The sequence below is a fragment of the Paenibacillus xanthanilyticus genome, assembly GCF_042682185.1.
Taxonomy (GTDB): domain Bacteria; phylum Bacillota; class Bacilli; order Paenibacillales; family Paenibacillaceae; genus Paenibacillus_Z; species Paenibacillus_Z xanthanilyticus.
Genome location: NZ_JBHUHA010000001.1, coordinates 1,786,387 through 1,804,076, shown reverse-complemented (window position 1 = coordinate 1,804,076; position 17,690 = coordinate 1,786,387). Strand labels below are relative to the sequence as shown.

Genomic DNA, 17,690 nt, shown 5'->3' with positions numbered 1-17,690 from the left:
CTGCTCGTTCATATTTCGGTCCAAGCTGTAATAGGATGAAGGAGAAAGGTGGGACGAACGTCATGAAACTGGGGAAGACGGTTGCGATGGCGATCATGATGGGGACACTGTTGATCGCGGTTCAATGGAGCGGGGATTGGACGGCATATATAAACGGCGTGAAGCAGGGTGTCGGCGCGCGGGAGGCGTTCGCGAACTTGACCTTGACGCCCGAGCATCGGACGCTGCGCAAGACAATTGAAGAAGAGGCGGCGAAGACGCGCATGAAGCCGGTCAATGCGAAGGTGGATCGGATTTGGAAAGCGATCCCCGGTTATAACGGATTGGAGATCGACGTCGAGCAAACGGTGGAACGGATGAAGCATGCGCCGCTGCATACGCCGATCGATTACGTATATAAGGAAACGCCGCCGGCCGTCGGGCTTGACGATCTAGGCGCGGTTCCGATTTACCGGGGCAATCCGAACAAGAAGATGGCGTCGTTCATGATCAACGTCGCATGGGGCAACGAATACGTGGAGCCGATGCTGAAGACGCTTCGGAAGGAGAACGTCAAGGCAACCTTTTTTCTCGACGGGTCATGGCTGAAAAACAATCCGGAGCTGGCGAAAAAAATCCAGTCGGAAGGCCATGAAATTTCCAATCACGCCTATTCGCATCCGAGTATGAGCAAATTGTCCAGACAAGCGCAGCTATCTCAAATTACGCGAACCGAAGCGCTGCTGAAGTCGACGCTCGGCGTGCAGAACCGCTGGTTTGCGCCGCCTTCGGGCGATTATAACCAGTTAACTGTTGATGTGGCGTACAGTCAAGGGCTGAAAACCGTGCTTTGGACGCTCGACACCGTCGATTGGCAGCATCCTTCACCTAGCTCGATCGTCGCCAAGATCGGCAACCGAATCGAACCAGGATCCTTGATTCTGATGCATCCGACCGATTCGGCGAGCGGAGCGCTGCCGGGGATGATTAAGGCGATCAAAGCGAAGGGATACGCGCTCGGCACCGTATCCGACACGCTCTCGTCCGCCCGTGTGCCGCAAGTTGTGACCGCGCCTTAATTTTGTTATAGTGATATCATTGATTTTTAAGGATCATGCTCATGATGATGGGGGTTCTCTTCAGATAGAGAATGCTCGAGGAGGAATAGCCTTGAATACATACACGCTTAGCAACGGACTGCGGGTCGTCGTGGAGTATATCCCGACTTGCCGGTCGGTTTCGTTCGGGATCTGGGTCAAGACGGGGTCGCGCAATGAGACGCCGGCGAACAACGGGATTTCGCATTTTATCGAACATATGCTGTTCAAAGGAACGGAGAAACGCTCCGCCAAAGACATTGCCGACTTGTTCGACGGCATCGGCGGCAATGTGAACGCGTTCACGGCCAAGGAATATACGTGCTATTTCGCGAAAGTGCTCGACCAGCATTTGCCGCTCGCGGTGGATGCGCTGTCCGATATGTTTTTCAATTCCCAGTTCGACGACAACGAACTGGCGAAGGAGAAGAACGTCATACTCGAAGAAATCGCGATGTATGAAGATACCCCGGACGACAAGGTGCACGACGAGGCTTCGCGCGCTTCGTACGGCGATCACCCGTTGGCGTATTCCATCCTCGGACTGGAAGAGCGGTTAACGGCGATGACGAGCGATACGCTGCGTAATTATATGAAGAGTAATTACCGGATTGACAATACGGTCATCGCGGTGGCGGGAAATGTGGAGAAAGAGGCGCTGATCGAATTGCTCGAACGTCATTTCGGCGCATTCGCCAACCGCGGGACCGATAGCCCGATTACTGCGCCGGCATTCGAAGGCACCTATCTCTTCCACAAGAAGAAAACGGAACAAAATCACATTTGCATGACGTTCCCGGGTCTTTCGATCGCTGATCCGCAGCTGTATGCGATGATTCTGCTGAATAACGCCGTAGGCGGCGGCATGAGCTCGCGTCTATTCCAGGAAATCCGCGAGAAACGCGGGCTGGCGTACTCTGTTTACTCTTATCACACCTCGTATGCGGACAGCGGGTTGTTCACCGTCTATGCGGGAACCGCGCCGAAGCAGACGAAGGATGTGCTCGATCTGACGATCGAGATGATGCAGGAACTGTCGGCGAAGGGATTGTCCGATGCGGAACTGCATCGCGGCAAGGAGCAGCTAAAAGGCAGCTTGATCCTCAGTCTAGAGAGCACGAGCAGCCGGATGAACCGTCTGGGCAAGAACGAACTGATGATCGGGCGGCATTATACGCTGGATGAATTGCTGGCCCGCATCGACGCGGTAAGCATGGACGATATCCGCGACGTTACCAAGCGGATGCTGTCCGTACCGTTCGCGGTCGCCATGGTCGGCAGCAACGATAAAGCGGCAGCTTCGATTGGGAGGGATTGCCTTGTATAACGTGTTGTTCAAACGACTCCCGGGCAACGAAGAGATCGAACTGCCGAGCAAAATGTCCGAGCTTGCCGCAGGCTTTGATCTGAGGGCGGCTGTGAGCGAACCGGTTTCGCTTGCTCCGGGCGAACGCAAGCTGATTCCGACCGGCTTCTCGATGGCGATGCCTGGAGAACTGGAAGCGCAAATCCGACCAAGGAGCGGCCTGGCCTTCAAGCATGGCATCACATGCCTGAACACGCCAGGTACCATTGATGCGGATTATCGCGGGGAAGTGAAGGTGCTGCTCGTTAATTTGGGTCAAGAGCCGTTCACGATCGAACGCGGCGAGCGGATTGCCCAAATTGTATTCCAGGTCGTGCCTGCGGTCACGATCCAAGAAGCGGATGAACTTCCGGATACGGTGCGCGGGGCGGGCGGTTTTGGCCATACGGGCGTATAACAGTCACATATCGACGATAGAAAACCGAAGCGGCAGCTTCGGTTTTTTTTGTTTTATGCCGAATTTCGCCAACGACAATTGCCGCCAATCGAACCTTACGGGTGGCGCGCACCCATTTTAGGCTGCTGCATAAGATGGTCTATAGCCAAGTGCGCTAATGGCGATTCGGCAAGCTAGCGAAGGCTGCCGCAAGCCACGGGGAAAGGAGTGATTCCTGAATGCTGACAGGGGTTCAAGTCGTGCTGCTCGGAGGCGATGCCCGCCAGCTTGAGGTGATCCGCAAGTTGACGGAGTTGGATGCTTCCGTATCGGTCGCCGGCTTTGACCAATTGCGTACTCCGCTTGACGGAGCAATCCAAGCCGAGTATAGCCAAGAACTGTTCCAATCGGCAGATGCCCTGATCTTGCCGGCCGTTGGCACGGATGACGACGGAAGAATCATGACCGTATTCAGCGATCAGGAGCTGATCTTGACAAACGAAGAGGTATCAAAGCTGCCGAAGCATTGCACGGTATATGCCGGGATGGCAAAGCCTTATTTGCGCGATCTGTGTGTCCAACACGAGATAGCGCTGGTGGAGCTGTTCGACCGTGACGATGTTGCGATCTATAATTCGATTCCGACGGCGGAAGGCGCCATCATGATGGCGATTCAGAACACGGACATTACGATCCACGGTTCTTCGTCCATGGTGCTAGGCATCGGCCGAACGGGACTGACACTGGCAAGAACGCTGCAAGGTTTAGGCGCGAAAGTGAAGGTAGGCATCCGGAAAGAAGAGCATTTCGCAAGGGCGTACGAGATGGGTTTTGAGCCGTTTTACCTCAAGGATCTCATCCACCAGGTGGGGAATATTGACTTGCTTTTTAATACAATTCCGACTATGATAGTCACAGCGCAAATTATTGCAAATTTGCCATCGCGAGCGGTCATTATTGACCTTGCTTCCAAGCCGGGCGGAACCGATTTCCGTTTTGCCGAGAAGCGGGGTATTAAAGCGTTGCTCGCCCCCGGTCTTCCTGGTATAGTCGCTCCCAAAACCGCTGGACGTATCATTGCGGAAGTGCTCAGTCGGCTAATTATGGAAGAGACCAGTAAGCGGGGGAATGCGCAATGAAATGGCAAGGAAAAACGGTAGGCTACGCGCTGACGGGATCTCATTGTACCTTTGAAGAGGTCATGCCGGTTATTCAGCGGTTTGTGGATGAAGGCGCGAACGTCGTCCCGATCGTCTCGCACTCGTTCTTGACGACGGATACGAGATTCGGCACGTCCGCCAGCTGGCAGGAACAACTAAGATCGATCACGGGCAATGAGTTGATTACGTCGATCGTGCAAGCCGAGCCGCTTGGACCTTCCAAACTGCTCGATGTGCTCGTTATCGCGCCCTGCACGGGCAATACGACGAGCAAATTGGCGAATGCAATGACGGATAGTCCGGTACTTATGGCGGCAAAGTCGCAAATGCGTAACCAGCGTCCGCTGGTCATCGCAATCTCGACGAACGACGGTTTGGGACTTAACGCGGCGAATATCGCAAAGCTGCTCGTGACGAAGAATGTATATTTCGTTCCGTTCGGGCAGGACAATTGGATCCAGAAGCCGAATTCGCTCGTGGCCAGCATGGACCTCGTTCCGGAAACGTGCGAAGCCGCGCTTCAAGGCAAACAACTGCAGCCATTGCTATTGGAGCGGTATCATATTTAATTTCTAATAACTGAAGAATTCCGAATTTTGTTTATCTTTATAATTTCATAAAGGACGACGTTATCGCACATTGCGACATCACGTTTTGCCTTTTCGGCTGTTATAAAGATCCGCACGTATAATTATTATTCATGGACAATCGGAATCTGTCTACGCAGCACAATTTAATTATGACGACCTAGAAGACGTGAAGACACTGCTGTCCGCTACTCCTGACGGAGTTCACGTTGACCAGCGGCGAGCAGGGCTTACTGCCCGCTTGTCGCCGAAGCAGAAGGGAACCGGCTGGATTTGCCGGTCGTTTACGCCGTAGCCGCATGGTTTGCGGCCGCGGTTTTAACATGTGAATCGTTCGGTGGATTTGATAATAGGCGGGGCATGGAACGCCATGGGAATCGCCGAGATATCGCAAGCTAATGAGAACTTGCTAAATACAGCGGGTTGCCTTTCGCGACGGTCTGACATTCGTCTTTCGGTCGATACGGAGGTTTGAACATGCCCATCTTAGTTCAGAAATTCGGCGGAACGTCGTTGTCTACGCCGGAAGCGCGCGAGCTTGTGATTAAGCATATCGAGCGCGAACGCAGTCAGCAGTATGGGCTGGTCGTAGTCGTGTCGGCAATGGGGCGTAAAGGCGAACCCTATGCAACCGATACGCTGCTCAGTTTCATACGCGACAATGGTGATTCGCTGCCATCGCGGGAGAGGGACTTGCTGCTTGGCTGCGGAGAAATCATTTCCGCGGCCACTTTGTGCAGCTTGCTGCAAAGCCGTTCCATCCCGGCCGTCGCCTTAACGGGCGGCGGCGCAGGCATGATCACGGACAATCAATTCGGCCGGGCTCGCATTCTGGAAATTCGGACGGAGAAGATTGAACGTCATCTTAATGAGGGCAAGGTCGTCGTCGTCACCGGGTTCCAGGGTGTGACAGAAGACGGGGATCTCACCACGCTTGGCCGCGGCGGCAGCGATACGTCGGCAACGGCGCTTGGCGCAGCGCTTCATGCGGAGCGCGTGGATATTTATACTGACGTCAACGGCATTCTCACAGCCGATCCGCGAATCGTCGAAGATGCTCGGCCGCTTACCGTTGTAGGCTACGCGGAGATTTGCAACATGGCTCGGCTGGGCGCCAAAGTCATCCACCCGCGCGCGGTCGAGATCGCCCAGCAAGCTCGGGTACCGCTTCGCGTTCGCTCCACGTTTTCGGAAGACGAAGGCACGCTCGTAACCGATATTACCGATGCGCGGCAAGCGGCTCTGGTTAAAGACCGTCATGTGACAGGCGTCGCGCACGTAAGCGGCGTGACGCAAATAACCGTTCATGCACAGGAAGGGCCTGCTGATGTGCAGCTGCACGTCTTCCAAGCGATGGCGAAGCATCAGATCAGCGTTGATTTTATCAACGTTACGCCAAGCGGCGCGGTGTATACCGTGTTCGACGAAGATGCCGAGCGGGCGGTTACCATACTGCAGACGATCGGTTTTGCGCCAGTCGCCGTTAGGGGATGCGCCAAAGTGTCCGTTATCGGCGGGGGCATGAACGGCGTGCCGGGGATCATGGCGCGGATCGTGGAAGCATTGACGGAGCAAGGAATCCCGATTTTGCAATCGGCGGATTCCAATACGACGATTTGGGTGCTCGTAAGAGAGACGGATATGGCTGGGGCGCTTCGCGCGCTGCATGCTAAATTCGCTCTTCACGAATAGAAGCTAGACCGAACGCCGCTGCGCGGCGTTCGGATTTTTTGCAAGGTTCATGCCAGGGCCGCACGCAGGTAGAAGTCGGCTGTAGGATCTAGGAGGAGACCGCATGCATTTCGGAAGATTAATTACGGCAATGGTAACCCCGTTCGACGAGGTCGGCGCAATCGATTGGGAAGCGACGGGAAGACTGGTTGATTATTTGATCGACGCGCAAAAAAGCGACAGTTTGGTCGTATCCGGCACGACGGGCGAATCCCCGACGCTGACGGACGTCGAAAAGGAAGCGCTTTTCCGGTTTGTCGTCGAACGCGCTGCCGGCCGCGCCCGCGTCATTGCGGGTACGGGCAGCAACGATACGGCGCATTCGATCCATTTGACGCGCATCGCGGAGCAGGCCGGCGTTGACGGCGTGCTGCTCGTCGTACCTTACTACAATCGCCCGACCCAGGAGGGCATCTATCAGCATTTCAAAGCGATTGCCGCGTCCACGAAATTGCCTGTCGTGTTGTATAATGTACCGTCCCGCACGGTAGCGAGCATGACGGCCGAGACGACGCTTCGTTTGGCGCAAATCGAGAATATCGTCGCGACCAAGGAGTGCGCGTCACTGGAGCAGGTTTCGCAAATCATCGCGGGAGCGCCGGAAGGATTTCTCGTATACAGCGGCGACGACAGCGTCACGCTGCCTGTGCTTGCGATCGGCGGCCAAGGTATCATCAGCGTGGCCAGCCATATTATCGGTGACCGCATGAAAACGATGATCGAAGCTTATCTGGACGGCCGGGTTCAAGAAGCGGCTGCGCTGCATACCGAATGTTTCCCAGTCTTCAAAGGATTGTTCGAACTGCCGAATCCGGTGCTGGTGAAGGCGGCGCTTGGTTTGGTCGGCCAGCCGGTTGGCAGCGTTCGTTTGCCGCTTGTAGCGGCGAACGAGGCGGAAATCGACGCCCTTCGCAAGCTCCTGCCTTAGCCGACATCCACAATTGGAGAGAGACCGCGACGGGACCGGTGCACCTGCATCGGTCTTGTCGTTTGTTGCGAGCTATAGAAGAGTTTATTAGATTTATAGGCTTATAAATGACTTGTATTTCATTCTCGCTGAATGCCGCTTTCCCAATCTCCAGAATGTCAACGCAATCCAATCCGTTTCAACCTTGAAATACACGAATTTATAAGTTTGAGGTTCATAAATTATGTTGTATTTCTAGCGGAATGAAACGCGCAACGCGATTCAAGACAGCGCAGCTCTGTTTCACCTTGAAGAATACGTTTACTTGTGTTTCTTAATTTCAATCATGTATAATGTTCTCAAGTGACGATGTGCGGCAAATTTTAGCAATTTCGATTAAGGTTTGAGCGGCGTCCATCATGACCCGAATGAGATACGACCCCGTTTTTCGCATTGGACGAAACGTAGGGGATTACATTTATGCAATTTTCATAGGAGGTACTGATCCACTTGTCGAAGAAAAACAACCAGGATAAACTGCTCATTTTCGCATTGGGCGGCGTAGGTGAAATCGGTAAGAATATGTATGTCGTTCAATACGCGAACGATATCGTCGTCGTTGACGCGGGCTTGAAGTTCCCAGAAGAGGACATGCTCGGCATCGATATTGTCATTCCGGATATTACGTATTTGACGGAGAACCGGGATAAAGTGCGCGGCATTCTCATCACGCACGGCCATGAAGACCATATCGGCGGTCTGCCATACGTGCTGAAGCACTTGAATGTGCCGGTATACGGCACGAAGCTGACCCTCGGTCTGATCGAAGGCAAATTGAAAGAAGCGGGCTTGCTCGGCGAGACGAAACGCATTCTGATTAACGCGGACTCCGAGCTGCAGCTGGGCTCGATTACTGCGTCCTTCTTCAAGACCAACCATAGTATTCCGGACTCCGTCGGCGTTTGCTTGGACACGCCGGAAGGTACAGTCGTACATACAGGTGACTTCAAATTCGACCATACGCCGGTCAATAATCAATATGCGGACCTGCAGCGGATCGCCGATATCGGCAAACGCGGCGTTCTGGCGCTGTTATCGGACAGCACGAACGCGGAACGCCCGGGCTTCACGCCTTCGGAGAGCATGATCGGCCCGGAGCTCGAGGATATTTTCCGCAAATCCCCGCAGCGCGTCGTCGTCGCGACGTTCGCGTCCAACGTGCACCGGATTCAACAGGTTATCAACGCGGCAATGGCAACCCGCCGCAAAATCGCCGTTGTTGGCCGCAGCATGGTGAACGTCGTCACGATCGCTTCCGAATTAGGCTATCTGGATATTCCGGAGGGCATGATTATCGAACCGGAAGAAGTGAACAAAATGGCGGCCGACCGCGTCGTCGTATTGTCGACTGGCAGCCAAGGCGAGCCAATGTCGGCTTTGACCCGCATGGCTCGCAATACGCACCGTAAAATCGACATCTTGCCAGGCGATACGGTTATTATCGCGGCAACGCCGATTCCGGGCAACGAGCGCTACGTCGGTCGTACGGTGGACGAGCTGATGCGTTTGGGCGCGAACGTGATTTATGGCCCGGGCTCCATTTCGGGCGTACACGTATCCGGTCACGGCAGCCAAGAAGAGCTGAAGCTCATGATTAACTTGATCCGTCCGAAGTTTTTCATTCCGATTCACGGCGAATTCCGCATGCTTCGTTCGCATGCGCTGCTTGGCGAATCGGTAGGCATCGAGAAGGAGAACATTTTCCTTGTCGACAACGGCGATACCGTCGAGTTCCAGGGCGGCAACGCGCGTAAAGGCAATAAAGTGCCAGCGGGTAATGTATTGATCGACGGTCTTGGCGTTGGCGACGTCGGCAATATCGTTCTTCGCGACCGCAAGCTGTTGTCGCAAGACGGCATTCTTGTCGTAGTCGTGACGCTCAGCAAGCAGGACGGCGCGATTTTGTCCGGTCCGGACATCATCTCCCGCGGATTCGTCTACGTGCGCGAATCGGAAGGCTTGCTGGAAGAAGCGAACCGGATCGTGACCTCGACGCTGCATAAGCTGATGAACGACAACGTCAACGAGTGGGCTTCGCTCAAGACGAACGTGAAGGATGCGCTCGGTCGCTTCCTCTACGAGCAGACGCGCCGTCGCCCGATGATTTTACCGATTATTATGGAAGTATAAAGATTGAGGTTCCTTTCCTAATCGCGGAATGCGTGAAGGAGAGGAGCCTTTTTATTTTCTCCCTCCTCTGTATAATTCCAGTACCTCACCCCATACTATGCACAGTTCATAAAACAGGAGGAAGCAAAATGTGGGAATATGCAGCAACGAACGAGAAAGCGGAGCAATCCGAACCGCAAGGAGGCGAGAAAAAGCTGGGAAATCCGATCGTCGACACGATTCAGCAATTAGGGCAAACGATGACCCCGGCATCCGAATCGAATATTTTCTGTATGACCATTATCGGTCAGGTGGAAGGGCATTTGGTGCTGCCGCCGCAGAACAAAACGACGAAATACGAGCATCTCATTCCGCAATTGGTCGCAGCCGAACAGAATCCGAAGATCGAAGGGATCATGATTGTGCTCAACACGGTTGGGGGTGACGTGGAAGCGGGATTGGCAATCGCGGAGATGATCTCGTCGCTCACGAAGCCGACCGTGACGCTCGTCCTCGGGGGCGGTCACTCGATCGGCGTGCCAATCGCCGTATCCGCGAATAAATCGTTTATCGCCGAGACGGCGACGATGACGATTCATCCGATCAGGCTGAACGGTCTAGTTATCGGCGTACCGCAAACGTTCGAATACTTAGATAAGATGCAGGAGAGAGTAACGCGCTTCGTGACGTCCCATTCGAATATTACGGAACAGAAGTTCAAGGAGCTGATGTTTAAGACAGGGGAGCTGACGCGAGATATCGGGACGACCGTCATTGGCGCGGATGCCGTCAAACACGGGCTGATCGATGCGGTCGGCGGGATTGGAGATGCGCTTCGCGACTTGAATCGGTTCATCGACGAGCATAAAAGAAGCAAAGCGCCGGGAGGTCTTACGCAATGACGCTCTATACGAGCATGCCGCTTGAGCTTGTGCTGAGCGGCATGAATGAGCAGCCGGGACCTTTTGTGGATATCGTCATCGGCGACATCAAGATGCAGGTCGAGCCCGTGTCGCCCGGAATAGGGAAAATTATCCGTTTGCTGGAATGCCCGCTGAATGCTTATCTGAACCCGCAGTATACGCCGGGGACGATGATCGCCTATCCGGCTCCTCAAGCGTAATTTCGGTGTTCGGTCGGCATAGGAACATTTGTCCACCTATGGTATAATGCAACCAGAGGTGACGGATGTGGCGAAACGGAAAAAACGAAAGAAAAGCTCGATCGGGACGAGCCTTAAATATGAAGTGTATGGCATTCTTCTCATTACGCTTTCGGTCATTGCCTTGTCCGGCGAAGCCGCAGTAGGACGCTCTTTGTCGAAACTGTTCGGTCTGCTGCTGGGCAAGTTTTATTTTGTGTTGGCACTTGTCGGCATTTACGTGGGCTTGGTCGTCATGGTAAAGCGCGCATGGCCCGCAGGTTGGACGAGCCGGAAGAGCGGATTGCTGCTATTCGTGCTCGGCATGACGCTATATAGCTCCATGGCGATGATGGATCTGAAGACCGAGCCTGTCGGCGGATTATCCTCCGGGTTTATTCTGAAGGAGCTCGGGAGCGACGTAAGGACTGCGCTGCTGGAACCGGACCCGGCGATGTCGCCGGACGAGGGGGCGGTAGCCGGACAAGCCATCAGCGGTGGATATGCAGGCGCGATTCAATATACGCTGCTCTACATGCTATTTGGTTATTTTGGCTCGCGGTTTGTCATGGTCGTCATGTTTGCCATTTCGATCATGTTAATGACGGGCAAATCTTACGTTGAGCTCGCCGGCGTTATACGCAAACGCGGCGGACACCTGTTTTCTTTGCTTCGAGCAAAGCTGTTCCCCGTTGGCGGACGCGTCGCAAAGCAATCGTCCAAAAGCAACGGCTCTTCGGCCGCAGCCTTATTGGATGACGATGATTTGGACGATGATGACGAAGAATTGCCGGTCGAACCTGCGCGGCGACCGAGAAGGAAGCTGCCGTTCTTCTCTTGGTTTACGGAACAGCCTGCTTCAACGGGCGATAGCGCGGATCCGGACAATGAATGGATGATCGAAGAAGAGCGGGCTGCTTCTCCGGGGCGCAAGAAAGCGGCGCCGCTTGCATCGCAATGGCAGGATGACGAAGATGACGACGAGGTTGGAAGCTGGCAATCCTACACACAGCAAGATGAGGATGAACAAAGGATGCGGGAATCTGACAAGCTGCCGTGGCAAGCGGAACAATTGGACGCCGGCCAACCGGGAGCGACTCTGGATTCAGTCGAGGATTCCGTTTGGCCGCTAGGCGGAACCGAGCCAGGCGGTCCTACGGATGAGCTGGACGACTATCGGGAAGATGCCGAGGAGAACGATCTGCATGAGGGAACGCAGGTGCCATCCCGCTCAACGCTGCTTGATAGTCCTGCGCTTGCAGGCGATGACTCGAATATTCAGCCGGAGCTGATCAAGCCGCTACCTGTTAAGAAGCCCTATCAGTTGCCGCCGTTCTCCCTATTATCGAAGCCGACTGGCGGCGGACGCGGCGGTGAAGGTCTGGAAGCAAACGACGCGAGGCGGAAGCTGGAGGCGACCTTGGAGAGCTTCGGCGTCAAGGCGAAGGTGCTCGACGTCGTGCGCGGTCCAGCGGTTACCCGCTATGAAGTGCAGCCTGCGACAGGGGTAAAAGTTAGCCGAATCGTCGGTCTCACCGACGATATCGCGCTCGCGTTGGCGGCGAAGGACATCCGGATGGAAGCCCCGATTCCGGGCAAGTCCGCCATCGGGATCGAGGTTCCGAACATGGAAGTGTCCGTCGTTACGATGCGGGAGGTCATGGAGACGCCATCATTCCAAGGGGTGAATGCTCGGCTGTCCATCGCATTCGGCCGAGATATTTCGGGCCAGCCGATTGTGGGCAATCTCGCGAAGATGCCGCATTTGCTCGTGGCGGGTGCCACGGGTTCGGGCAAATCGGTTTGCATCAACGGCATTATCACGAGCATTCTGTACAAGGCGCGGCCGGACGAAGTAAAGTTTCTCATGATCGACCCGAAGATGGTCGAGTTGAATATGTACAACGGGATTCCGCATTTGCTCGCGCCGGTGGTCACCGATCCAAGACGGGCCTCGCTCGCACTCAAGAAAATCGTCGTCGAGATGGAGAAACGCTACGAGTTATTCTCCAAATCGGGTACGCGTAATATCGAAGGGTACAACACGCTTATGGCTGACAATCCGGCCGCGATTTTGCCGTTCATCGTCGTTATCGTGGACGAGCTCGCGGACTTGATGATGGTTGCGGCGGGGGATGTGGAGGATGCGATCACGCGGCTTGCGCAGATGGCGCGCGCGGCCGGTATTCACTTGATTATCGCGACCCAGCGTCCATCCGTCGACGTCATTACCGGCGTCATCAAGGCGAATATCCCGTCCCGAATCGCGTTCGGGGTATCCTCACAGGTCGATTCCCGGACGATTCTGGATATGGTCGGCGCGGAGAAACTGCTGGGTCGCGGCGACATGCTGTTCCTGCCGGTCGGCATGTCGAAGCCGATCCGGGTGCAAGGCGCCTTTCTCTCCGATGCGGAAGTGGAGGCAGTCGTGAATTTCTCGCGCGGTCAAGCGGAAGCGGAGTACAAGGAGGATCTTGTGCCGGAGCTGGATGAATCCGATTCCGAGCAGGACGAACAGCTTGACGAGCTATTCGATCAAGCTGTCCGCATCGTACTCGAGGCCAAGCAGGCTTCCGTGTCGCTGCTGCAGCGCCGGATGCGGGTCGGGTATAATCGCGCAGCGCGCCTTATCGACCAGATGGAGGCGAAAGCCGTCATCGGTCCTTATGAGGGAAGCAAGCCGCGTGAGGTGCTCATGAGCTTGGATCAATACGATGCCGGAAAGATCAGCTCCTAGAGCCAAATCCATGCATAGAAGGAAGAATGATTTCTCATACTACAGGTAGCTTGCTTGCTCCTTAAGAATCCACTAGCAAGGGAAAGGCAGATCCTAAGGATGAGAAATCGTTTAATTACGGTGACCTTGGTCATCGTCCTTCTGTTGTTCGGTGCGTTCACGCTCAGGCATGCGGGGGGCGGGAAGACCGCCGAAACGTTTAGCAATGCCACCTTGAAACTCGGCTCTTCGGGCAAGGACGTCTATGAACTGCAGGGCCGGCTGAAGTTTTTGGGTTTCTTCGACGGCAAAGTCGATGGCAACTTCGGGGCGAAAACCAAAAACGCCGTCACCTGGTTTCAGTGGAAATTCGGCCTGAAATCCGACGGGATCGTCGAATCGAAGACGAAGCTGAAGCTATGGGAGGCGACTAAGAATTACAAGCCTACGGCCGCGGAGCTGCCGACGAAAGCCGGAACGGGTAAGACGGGAACGACCGGCACGGGCGCCGCTGCATCGCGTCCGAAGGCGGAGTCGACGGGAACGGCGACGACGCTCAGCAAATCGAACCGTCTCGGATTGTCGGAGAACGACCTTAAGCTTATGGCGAATGCCGTTTACGGCGAAGCGCGCGGCGAACTGTACGAAGGGCAAGTCGCGGTCGCAGCCGTTATCCTCAACAGGCTGAAGTCGCCCAGCTTCCCGAATACGATTTCGGGGGTTATATTTCAGCCGGGTGCCTTTACCGCCGTGGCGGATGGACAAATTTGGCTGACGCCGAACGAGCGCGCGCGCAGAGCCGTGCAGGACGCGATCAACGGCTGGGACCCGTCGGGCGGCTGCATATATTACTTCAATCCGGACACCGCAACCAGCAAATGGATTTGGTCCCGACCACAAGTGAAAACGATCGGCAAACATATTTTCTGCATGTAGCCGCTTAAGCTGAAGCAGCCCGCCAAGCGGGTTGCTTCTTCCATTTCCATTCAGGTAGAATGGAATAGATTCCATGGGCCTGGAATAGATTGACTATGATGCGCAGGCTATAATTCGAACGGAAGGGGATGCGGCAATCGTGACCAAAGCCCGGTTTGAACGAGGACAACTCAATCGGATTCGTTTGCATGTGCTGCCTACGGAACGATTCAAGACATTCTCCATATCACTATTTGCAGGCTTGCCGCTAGCGGAAGAGACCGTCACCGAGACGGCGCTCATTCCTTTCGTGCTTCGCCGGGGAACGGAGAAGACGCCGGAGACGATCGCATTCCGCGAACGGCTTGACGATTTATACGGTGCCGGATTCGGCTTTGACGTGTATAAGCGCGGGGACGCGCAGATCGTGCAATTCCGCATGGATGTCATCAATGATAAATTCGTATCCGCCGATCAGCCGCTGCTGGCGGAGTCGCTCAAACTGCTCGGCGAGATCGTGACGGCGCCGGCGCTCGAGAACGGTTTGTTCCGCGATAAATACGTGGAAGCGGAGAAAGAAACGCTGAACAAACGGCTGGAAGCGATCGTGAACGATAAAATCCGCTATGCGGCCGAACGCTGCACGGAAGAAATGTGCGCAGGCGAACCGTATCGGCTTCATGCCTTGGGGCAACGCGCTGATATCGCGGCTATTACGCCCGTCTCTTTAACCGAACAATACCGGCGCTGGCTGTCGACCGCGGCATTCGATCTTTACGTCGTCGGCGATACCACGCTTGCCGAGGTCGAACAGCTTGTCGCAAGCGCCTTCCGTATCCCGCAGGGCGAACCGGCAGGCTATTCGAAATCGTCCGATCCCCGCCATGTGACCGAAGTCAATACGGTTATCGAACGAATGGAAGTAAGTCAGGGCAAGCTGAATATGGGATTGCGCACGCATACGACCTATGCGGACGATGATTATCCAGCCGCCTTGCTTTTTAACGGAATCTTGGGCGGTTACCCGCACTCCAAGCTGTTCCTTAACGTGCGGGAGAAGGCAAGTCTCGCTTATTACGCGGCGTCCCGCTTGGATGGGCATAAAGGCATTTGCACGATACAATCCGGTATCGAGATCGGTAATTTCGAGAAGGCGACCGCGATCATCCAAGAACAGCTCGAGAGCATGCGCGCAGGCAGCTACAGCGAGCTTGAGACGAGCCAAACGAAAGCGATGATAGCGAACCATCTACGCGAGCTGCAGGATTCGGCTGGCGAAATGATCGCATTTGATTTCAATTCGGTACTGAGCGGACGCGACCGAAGCGCAGAAGAGCTGCTGCGGCAGGTTCAGGCGGTTACGAACGAACAAATCGCCGCCGTGGCGCGCAAGACCGAGCTGGACACCATATATTTCCTGCGTGACGGAAAGGAGGCGTAAGCATGGAGAAACTCGCTTATCCTGGCGTTCAGGAGACGATCTACCGCGAAGTGCTGCCCAACGGCCTTGAAGTGGTCGTGCTGCCGAAGGATGGTTTCAGCAAAACTTATGCGACGTTCTCGACCCGTTACGGCTCGATCGATAATCGTTTCGCGGTCGGCGGCGGACAAGAGATTGCGGTGCCGGACGGCATCGCGCATTTTCTGGAGCACAAAATGTTCGAAGAGCCGACGGGCGATATATTCGCCACGTTCGCTTCCCAGGGAGCGTCGGCCAATGCCTATACGACCTTCGATCGGACCGTATATCTCTTCTCGGCCACCGAGCAGATCGAAGCCAATCTCGAGACGCTCATTAACTTCGTCCAAAGCCCGTATTTTACCGACGAGAACGTGGAGAAGGAAAAAGGGATCATCGAGCAGGAAATCAACATGTACCGGGACAATGCCGACTGGCGTGTCTACTTCGGCCTGATCGATGCCCTCTACCAGAAGCATCCGATTCATATCGATATTGCAGGCACGGCCGAGTCGATCGGGAAAATAACGAAGGAGACCTTGTACAGCTGTTACGAGACGTTCTATCATCCGTCGAATATGTTCCTGTTCATCGTGGGCGGCGTAGATCCGGAGAAGGTAATGGAGCTTGTCCGCCGCAATCAAGCTGCCAAGCAGTTCAAGGAGCAGGGGGATATCAAACGCTTCATCGACGCCGAGCCTGAAGCGGTGCGCACACCGCGCAAAACCGCGCAGCTGCCGGTATCGCTCCCGAAAGTCTTATTCGGGTTCAAGGAGAATCGGGCGCCGCTCGCATCCGAGGCGCTGCTGCGAGCCGAGATCGCGACCAAGCTGATGCTCGACACGCTGCTCGGATCAAGCTCGCCGATCTACCACGCGTTGTATGACGACAATCTGATCTCGGATTCATTCGGCCATGAATTTAACAGCGCCGAGGATTACGCGTTCTCCGTGATCGGCGGGGAAACCAAAGATCCCGAGGCTTTATTGGCCCGATTGCGTTCGGCGATCGAGGAAGCGCAAGCGAATGGTTTGAGCGAAGCCGCTTTCGAACGGACCAAGCGCAAAAAAATCGGCAGTTATCTTCGGCTTCTGAATTCCCCGGAAGCCATCGCCGGCGAATTTACCCGCTATCGGTTCCGCGGCGCGGATCTGTTCGAGCTGGTGCCGGTGTACGAAGCGATTACGCTGGATGAAGCCAACGCTCGGCTCCGGGAACATTTTAACTGGGACCTGATGGCCGTTTCGATCGTCTCGAAGGACCCGGCTTGAAACCATTGAAGGAAATGACGGTTCTTGTGACCGGGGGAAGCCGCGGAATCGGCGCCGCCATCGCGCGGCGCTTCGCGGCCGAGTCCATGAACGTCGTCATTCATTATATGCAGTCGCATGAAGCCGCCAATGAGACCGCCCGCAGCTGCATGCGGATGGGAGCCACGAACGTCATGACCGTGGCCGCCGATCTGCGTTCGAAGGAACAATTGCTGCGAATGCGAGAGAAGCTGGAGGCGGCAGGCATGGTACCGGACATTCTCGTCAACAACGCGGGGATTGCCCACTACGGAATGCTTGCCGACGTAACGGAACACGAATGGGATGATGTCATGTCGGTCAATTTGAAGGGCATGTTCTTGAGCACGCAAATGTTCATGCCTTCGATGATCGCACAGCGGTATGGACGCATTATTAACGTTTCTTCCATATGGGGGATGTCCGGCGCATCCTGCGAGGTGCTGTACTCCACCACCAAAGGCGGCATGAATGCGTTCACGAAGGCACTCGCCAAGGAGCTGGCACCTTCGGGCGTAACGGTGAATGCCGTTGCACCCGGTGCCGTCGATACGGTGATGTTGGACAACCTGAACGCGGGGGAGAAAGAAGCGCTCGAATCGGAAATTCCGCTTGGCCGGTTCGCGCAGCCGGAAGAAATCGCTTCGCTCGTGTATTTCCTTTCGCTTCCGGAATCATCTTATATTACGGGGCAAATCATTAGTCCGAACGGGGGATGGTTAACGTAACCATCATTGTCCTATGCTGCTTTTGCCCGGCATGAAACTTTTGGACGAGCATTGTCGTCGTATAAGAGAA

The 17,690-nt window shown here is 55.1% G+C and carries 15 protein-coding genes; all 15 read left to right on the top strand.

What is annotated here, in order from left to right; all coding sequences use genetic code 11:
* Nucleotides 1-62 precede the first annotated feature (62 nt).
* The 15 genes from ACFSKT_RS07290 (at nucleotide 63) to ymfI (ending at nucleotide 17,620) form a co-directional block, all read left to right on the top strand.
* Nucleotides 63-1,058, top strand: a complete 996-nt coding sequence (locus ACFSKT_RS07290; RefSeq protein WP_377722107.1) for a polysaccharide deacetylase family protein — start codon at nucleotides 63-65, stop codon at nucleotides 1,056-1,058.
* A gap of 91 nt (nucleotides 1,059-1,149) precedes the next feature.
* A complete protein-coding gene (locus ACFSKT_RS07285; protein WP_377722106.1) occupies nucleotides 1,150-2,403 on the top strand; it encodes a M16 family metallopeptidase in 1,254 nt (417 codons plus the stop codon).
* Complete coding sequence (gene dut / locus ACFSKT_RS07280) at nucleotides 2,396-2,839, top strand: dUTP diphosphatase (RefSeq protein WP_377722105.1); 444 nt, start codon at nucleotides 2,396-2,398, stop codon at nucleotides 2,837-2,839. Before ACFSKT_RS07285 ends, dut begins: the two co-directional genes overlap by 8 nt.
* Nucleotides 2,840-3,057: 218 nt before the next feature.
* On the top strand, nucleotides 3,058-3,957 hold the full coding sequence (gene dpsA, locus ACFSKT_RS07275; protein WP_377722104.1) for a dipicolinate synthase subunit DpsA: 900 nt from the start codon (nucleotides 3,058-3,060) through the stop codon (nucleotides 3,955-3,957).
* Nucleotides 3,954-4,547, top strand: a complete 594-nt coding sequence (locus tag ACFSKT_RS07270; protein WP_377722103.1) for a dipicolinate synthase subunit B — start codon at nucleotides 3,954-3,956, stop codon at nucleotides 4,545-4,547. The genes dpsA and ACFSKT_RS07270 overlap by 4 nt, the downstream gene beginning before the upstream one ends.
* 495 nt (nucleotides 4,548-5,042) lie before the next feature.
* On the top strand, nucleotides 5,043-6,257 hold the full coding sequence (gene dapG, locus ACFSKT_RS07265; protein WP_377722102.1) for an aspartate kinase: 1,215 nt from the start codon (nucleotides 5,043-5,045) through the stop codon (nucleotides 6,255-6,257).
* A gap of 103 nt (nucleotides 6,258-6,360) precedes the next feature.
* Nucleotides 6,361-7,224: a 4-hydroxy-tetrahydrodipicolinate synthase gene (dapA, locus tag ACFSKT_RS07260; protein WP_377722101.1), complete on the top strand. Its 864-nt coding sequence runs from the start codon at nucleotides 6,361-6,363 to the stop codon at nucleotides 7,222-7,224.
* 489 nt (nucleotides 7,225-7,713) lie between these two features.
* Nucleotides 7,714-9,393: a ribonuclease J gene (locus tag ACFSKT_RS07255; protein ID WP_377722100.1), complete on the top strand. Its 1,680-nt coding sequence runs from the start codon at nucleotides 7,714-7,716 to the stop codon at nucleotides 9,391-9,393.
* Between the two features lie 128 nt (nucleotides 9,394-9,521).
* A complete protein-coding gene (locus ACFSKT_RS07250) occupies nucleotides 9,522-10,274 on the top strand; it encodes a ClpP family protease (protein WP_377722099.1) in 753 nt (250 codons plus the stop codon).
* Nucleotides 10,271-10,495 carry a YlzJ-like family protein gene (locus ACFSKT_RS07245; RefSeq protein WP_377722098.1) on the top strand — a complete coding sequence of 75 codons (225 nt, stop codon included), beginning with the start codon at nucleotides 10,271-10,273 and terminating at the stop codon, nucleotides 10,493-10,495. The genes ACFSKT_RS07250 and ACFSKT_RS07245 overlap by 4 nt, the downstream gene beginning before the upstream one ends.
* 67 nt (nucleotides 10,496-10,562) lie before the next feature.
* Nucleotides 10,563-13,250: an FtsK/SpoIIIE family DNA translocase gene (locus tag ACFSKT_RS07240; protein WP_377722097.1), complete on the top strand. Its 2,688-nt coding sequence runs from the start codon at nucleotides 10,563-10,565 to the stop codon at nucleotides 13,248-13,250.
* Between the two features lie 99 nt (nucleotides 13,251-13,349).
* The gene (gene sleB, locus ACFSKT_RS07235) at nucleotides 13,350-14,165 is read left to right on the top strand and encodes a spore cortex-lytic enzyme (protein WP_377722096.1); all 816 of its coding nucleotides are present in this window, start codon (nucleotides 13,350-13,352) and stop codon (nucleotides 14,163-14,165) included.
* Nucleotides 14,166-14,304: 139 nt separating this feature from the next.
* Nucleotides 14,305-15,585, top strand: a complete 1,281-nt coding sequence (gene yfmF, locus ACFSKT_RS07230) for an EF-P 5-aminopentanol modification-associated protein YfmF (RefSeq protein WP_377722095.1) — start codon at nucleotides 14,305-14,307, stop codon at nucleotides 15,583-15,585.
* 2 nt (nucleotides 15,586-15,587) lie between these two features.
* Nucleotides 15,588-16,874 (top strand): EF-P 5-aminopentanol modification-associated protein YfmH, encoded by a 1,287-nt coding sequence (yfmH, locus tag ACFSKT_RS07225; protein WP_377722094.1) that lies wholly within the window; start codon nucleotides 15,588-15,590, stop codon nucleotides 16,872-16,874.
* A gap of 14 nt (nucleotides 16,875-16,888) precedes the next feature.
* Entirely contained in the window at nucleotides 16,889-17,620 is a 732-nt protein-coding gene (ymfI, locus tag ACFSKT_RS07220; RefSeq protein WP_377722854.1) for an elongation factor P 5-aminopentanone reductase, read from the top strand.
* Nucleotides 17,621-17,690 lie beyond the last annotated feature (70 nt).

Coding starts and splice junctions, on each gene's coding strand:
- ACFSKT_RS07290 (WP_377722107.1), top strand. CDS start 63: ATGAAACTGGGGAAGACGGTTGCGATGGCGATCATGATGGGGACACTG.
- ACFSKT_RS07250 (WP_377722099.1), top strand. CDS start 9,522: ATGTGGGAATATGCAGCAACGAACGAGAAAGCGGAGCAATCCGAACCG.
- dpsA (WP_377722104.1), top strand. CDS start 3,058: ATGCTGACAGGGGTTCAAGTCGTGCTGCTCGGAGGCGATGCCCGCCAG.
- sleB (WP_377722096.1), top strand. CDS start 13,350: ATGAGAAATCGTTTAATTACGGTGACCTTGGTCATCGTCCTTCTGTTG.
- ymfI (WP_377722854.1), top strand. CDS start 16,889: ATGACGGTTCTTGTGACCGGGGGAAGCCGCGGAATCGGCGCCGCCATC.
- ACFSKT_RS07245 (WP_377722098.1), top strand. CDS start 10,271: ATGACGCTCTATACGAGCATGCCGCTTGAGCTTGTGCTGAGCGGCATG.
- dapA (WP_377722101.1), top strand. CDS start 6,361: ATGCATTTCGGAAGATTAATTACGGCAATGGTAACCCCGTTCGACGAG.
- dapG (WP_377722102.1), top strand. CDS start 5,043: ATGCCCATCTTAGTTCAGAAATTCGGCGGAACGTCGTTGTCTACGCCG.
- yfmH (WP_377722094.1), top strand. CDS start 15,588: ATGGAGAAACTCGCTTATCCTGGCGTTCAGGAGACGATCTACCGCGAA.
- ACFSKT_RS07270 (WP_377722103.1), top strand. CDS start 3,954: ATGAAATGGCAAGGAAAAACGGTAGGCTACGCGCTGACGGGATCTCAT.